Annotated in this window: 3 rRNA genes; all 3 read right to left on the reverse strand. The window is 59.1% G+C overall.

What is annotated here, in order from left to right:
• Positions 1 to 3: 3 nt before the first annotated feature.
• A 5S ribosomal RNA gene (gene rrf / locus ABD879_RS31915) occupies positions 4 to 120 on the reverse strand.
• Positions 121 to 241: 121 nt separating this feature from the next.
• Positions 242 to 3,364: ribosomal RNA gene (locus ABD879_RS31920) — 23S ribosomal RNA — on the reverse strand.
• A 393-nt stretch (positions 3,365 to 3,757) separates the two neighbouring features.
• Positions 3,758 to 5,280: ribosomal RNA gene (locus ABD879_RS31925) — 16S ribosomal RNA — on the reverse strand.
• Together the 16S, 23S and 5S rRNA genes form the textbook arrangement of a ribosomal RNA operon.
• Positions 5,281 to 5,491: the final 211 nt, after the last annotated feature.

A 5,491-nucleotide genomic window follows, 5' to 3' on the forward strand; every position in this document is an offset into this window, starting at 1 on the left:
AATGTCCGGCGGCGTCCTACTCTCCCACACAGTCGCCCGTGCAGTACCATCGGCGCTGAAGAGCTTAACTACCGGGTTCGGAATGGGACCGGGTGTTTCCCCTTCGCCAAAACCACCGAACAACCAACACCAACCCCAACAGGGCCGGCAAGCCTGTCATCCACTTATCAACAACGGGTTCCCGTTTGCTTCCCGAGAACCACACAGGGACGCGAACACCAACCACAGCAGCAAACTCGTGTGTGTCAAGCCACTCGGCCTATTAGTACCAGTCCACTCCACACCTCACGGCGCTTCCATGCCTGGCCTATCAACCCAGTCGTCTACTGGGAGCCTTACCCCCACCCAAAAGAGCAGGGAGGGAGAACTCATCTCGGGGAAGGCTTCCCGCTTAGATGCTTTCAGCGGTTATCCCGACCGAACGTAGCCAACCAGCCATGCCCCTGGCGGGACAACTGGCACACCAGAGGTCCGTCCGTCCCGGTCCTCTCGTACTAGGGACAGACCCCCATCAATTCTCCAACGCGCACAGCGGATAGGGACCGAACTGTCTCGCGACGTTCTAAACCCAGCTCGCGTGCCGCTTTAATGGGCGAACAGCCCAACCCTTGGGACCTACTCCAGCCCCAGGATGCGACGAGCCGACATCGAGGTGCCAAACCATCCCGTCGATATGGACTCTTGGGGAAGATCAGCCTGTTATCCCCGGGGTACCTTTTAGCCGTTGAGCGACACCGCTTCCACACGCCGATGCCGGATCACTAGGCCCTGCTTTCGCACCTGCTCGACCTGTCAGTCTCACAGTCAAGCCCCCTTGTGCCCTTGCACTCACCACCTGATTACCAACCAGGCCGAGGGAACCTTTGGGCGCCTCCGTTACCCTTTAGGAGGCAACCGCCCCAGTTAAACTACCCACCAGGCACTGTCCCCCACCCGGATCCACGGGCGCGGGTTAGACGCTCAATGCGACCAGAGTGGTATTTCACCAACGACTCCACGAATACTGGCGTACCCGCTTCACAGTCTCCCACCTATCCTACACAAGACACACCAAACGCCAATGCCAAGCTATAGTGAAGGTCCCGGGGTCTTTCCGTCCTGCTGCGCGAAACGAGCATCTTTACTCGTACTGCAATTTCACCGGGCCTGCGGTTGAGACAGCGGGGAAGTCGTTACGCCATTCGTGCAGGTCGGAACTTACCCGACAAGGAATTTCGCTACCTTAGGATGGTTATAGTTACCACCGCCGTTTACCGGCGCTTAGATTCTCAGCGTCGACCCAAAAGAGTCTAACCGGTCCTCTTAACGTTCCGGCACCGGGCAGGCGTCAGTCCGTATACCGCGTCTTACGACTTCGCACGGACCTGTGTTTTTAGTAAACAGTCGCTTCCCCCTGGCCACTGCGACCGCACCCAGCTCCCACCGCAAAAGGGCGATCACCAGACGCGGCCCCCCTTCTCCCAAAGTTACGGGGGCAATTTGCCGAGTTCCTTAACCGCAGTTCACCCGAACGCCTCGGTATTCTCTACCCGACCACCTGAGTCGGTTTAGGGTACGGGCCGCCGGCACACTCGCTAGAGGCTTTTCTCGGCAGCATGGGATCACTCACTTCACCTAAAACGGCTCGGCATCACCCCTCACCCGTACAGTGTGCGGATTTACCTGCACACCGGGCTACAGGCTTACCCCAGGACAACCACCGCCTGGGCTGAGCTACCCTCCTGCGTCACCCCATCGCTCACCTACTACCGCATCGGGTCCCACGCTCCCCGCACAAGAGAACCCGAAGGTCCCCAAGACGGATCGGATGGTTAGCATCAACGGCCTCAGCGCTGGCGCATACCAGCGGGTACGGGAATATCAACCCGTTATCCATCGACTACGCCTGTCGGCCTCGCCTTAGGTCCCGACTTACCCTGGGCGGATCAGCCTGCCCCAGGAACCCTTGGTCATCCGGCGCACACGTTTCTCACGCGTGAATCGCTACTCATGCCTGCATTCTCACTCCCACACCCTCCACCGTCGGATCACTCCACGGCTTCACCGGACGCAGGACGCTCCCCTACCCATCACACCCACACGGGCGCAATGCCACGGCTTCGGCGGTGTACTTGAGCCCCGCTACATTGTCGGCGCGGAATCACTTGACCAGTGAGCTATTACGCACTCTTTCAAGGATGGCTGCTTCTAAGCCAACCTCCTGGTTGTCACGGCAACTCCACATCCTTTCCCACTTAGCACACGCTTAGGGGCCTTAGCCGATGATCTGGGCTGTTTCCCTCTCGACTACGAAGCTTATCCCCCGCAGTCTCACTGCCACGCTCTCACTTACCGGCATTCGGAGTTTGGCTGACGTCAGTAACCTTGTCGGGCCCATCGGCCATCCAGTAGCTCTACCTCCGGCAAGAAACACGCGACGCTGCACCTAAATGCATTTCGGGGAGAACCAGCTATCACGGAGTTTGATTGGCCTTTCACCCCTAACCACAGGTCATCCCCCAGGTTTTCAACCCTGGTGGGTTCGGGCCTCCACACCGTCTTACCGGCGCTTCACCCTGCCCATGGCTAGATCACCCCGCTTCGGGTCTACAGCATGCGACTCAAACGCCCTCTTCAGACTCGCTTTCGCTACGGCTACCCGCCACCGGTTAACCTCGCCACACACCATAACTCGCAGGCTCATTCTTCAAAAGGCACGCCATCACCCGACAAACCCCCACCCGAAGATGAGAGCCCAGGCTCTGACGGCTTGTAGGCACACGGTTTCAGGTACTCTTTCACAACCCCTCACCGGGGCACTTTTCACCTTTCCCTCACGGTACTGGTCCGCTATCGGTCACCAGGAAGTATTCAGCCTTACCACGTGGTCGTGGCAGATTCACACGGAATTCCACGGGCTCCGTGCTACTCGGGAAAACACCCAAGAGGCCCCGCGATTTCGTCTACCGGACTCTCACCGTCTACGGTCGGCCATCCCAAGCCGTTCGACTATCACGAGACTTTATAACTCTTCGCTGGACCGGCAGATCCAACCGGATGCTCCCACAACCCCGCACACGCAACGCCTGCCGGCTTTACCACGCGCACGGTTTAGGCTCCTCCGCTTTCGCTCACCACTACTCACGGAATCACTATTGTTTTCTCTTCCTACGGGTACTGAGATGTTTCACTTCCCCGCGTTCCCACCAACCGCCCTATACATTCAGACGGCGGCGACACCCCATGACGGGTGCCAGGTTCCCCCATTCGGAAATCCCCGGATCACAGTCTGGTTGCCGACTCCCCGAGGCATATCGCAGGCTCCCACGTCCTTCATCGGCTCCTGGTGCCAAGGCATCCACCGTATGCCCTTAAACACTTGAACACACAAGACGAACAAACTGCTAGCAGCGACAAAACCCCAACAAAAATCGAGGTCTCATCAGAGATGCTCGCGTCCACTGTGCAGTTCTCAAAAAACAACCGGGACCACCGAGCCACACCCCGCAAAGAGCATGAACATCGGCCCCGCAGTCCAGAGGCCCCGAGCTCACGCCCGTTCCCTCAGGACCCAACAGCGTGCCCACCAGCCCCCGCACCCGGCATCCCCGTTCCCACTCCCACCACAAACGATGGGCGGTACTAGCAGACCCGCATACAAGAACCAGTGAATAACCAGTGCTCCACAACTATGAGCAGCCACTTGGAAGACACCCGCTCCCAAAAGCGGCTCTGGACCCCACACCCAGACAGGATGCGAAGCCAGGACGCTCCTTAGAAAGGAGGTGATCCAGCCGCACCTTCCGGTACGGCTACCTTGTTACGACTTCGTCCCAATCGCCGGCCCCACCTTCGACCGCTCCCCCCACAAAGGTTGGGCCACGGGCTTCGGGTGTTGCCGACTTTCGTGACGTGACGGGCGGTGTGTACAAGGCCCGGGAACGTATTCACCGCAGCGTTGCTGATCTGCGATTACTAGCGACTCCGACTTCATGGGGTCGAGTTGCAGACCCCAATCCGAACTGAGACCGGCTTTAAGGGATTCGCTCCACCTCACGGTATCGCAGCCCTCTGTACCGGCCATTGTAGCATGTTTGCAGCCCAAGACATAAGGGGCATGATGACTTGACGTCATCCCCACCTTCCTCCGAGTTGACCCCGGCGGTCTCCCATGAGTCCCCACCATCACGTGCTGGCAACATGGAACGAGGGTTGCGCTCGTTGCGGGACTTAACCCAACATCTCACGACACGAGCTGACGACAGCCATGCACCACCTGTCACCCGCCCAAAAAGGACCCCGCATCTCTGCAGGTTTTCGGGTGATGTCAAGCCTTGGTAAGGTTCTTCGCGTTGCGTCGAATTAAGCAACATGCTCCGCCGCTTGTGCGGGCCCCCGTCAATTCCTTTGAGTTTTAGCCTTGCGGCCGTACTCCCCAGGCGGGGCGCTTAATGCGTTAGCTACGGCGCGGAATCCGTGGAAGAACCCCACACCTAGCGCCCAACGTTTACGGCGTGGACTACCAGGGTATCTAATCCTGTTCGCTCCCCACGCTTTCGCTCCTCAGCGTCAGGTAAGGCCCAGAGCACCGCCTTCGCCACCGGTGTTCCTCCCGATATCTGCGCATTTCACCGCTACACCGGGAATTCCATGCTCCCCTACCTACCTCTAGTCTGCCCGTATCGAATGCAGACCCACAGTTAAGCCATGGGCTTTCACATCCGACGCGACAAACCGCCTACGAGCTCTTTACGCCCAATAATTCCGGACAACGCTCGCGCCCTACGTATTACCGCGGCTGCTGGCACGTAGTTAGCCGGCGCTTCTTCTGCAGGTACCGTCACCCCAAAGGGCTTCGTCCCCGCTGAAAGAGGTTTACAACCCGAAGGCCGTCATCCCCCACGCGGCGTCGCTGCGTCAGGCTTCCGCCCATTGCGCAATATTCCCCACTGCTGCCTCCCGTAGGAGTCTGGGCCGTGTCTCAGTCCCAGTGTGACCGGTCGCCCTCTCAGGCCGGTTACCCGTCGTCGCCTTGGTAGGCCGTCACCCCACCAACAAGCTGATAGGCCGCGAGCCCATCCCCGACCGAAAAAACTTTCCACCACCAACGGATGCCCGCAATGGTCGTATCCGGTATTAGACCCGGTTTCCCAGGCTTATCCCAGAGTCAGGGGCAGGTTGCTCACGTGTTACTCACCCGTTCGCCGCTCGAGTACCCCCGAAGGGGCCTTTCCGCTCGACTTGCATGTGTTAAGCACGCCGCCAGCGTTCGTCCTGAGCCAGGATCAAACTCTCCATCAAGGCCTACGAACAACCCGGACCAGTCCAGGCTGCCAAACCTCAGAGAAAATCCCGGCAACGCAGTCCCGAAAGACTGCCTGCCTCAAAGAAACCCCACCCCGGAACAACAGCCCCGGGGCCAACGGGGGTGGCCAGACGCCGAAACGCCCGACCAGTAAAGGCACTGGCTTTTAACACGCTGTTGAGTTCTCAAGAAACGGACACCCACCGC

Origin of the sequence: Actinomadura keratinilytica (assembly GCF_039539665.1) — a bacterium.
In the GTDB taxonomy this organism is placed as follows: Bacteria; Actinomycetota; Actinomycetes; order Streptosporangiales; family Streptosporangiaceae; genus Spirillospora; species Spirillospora keratinilytica.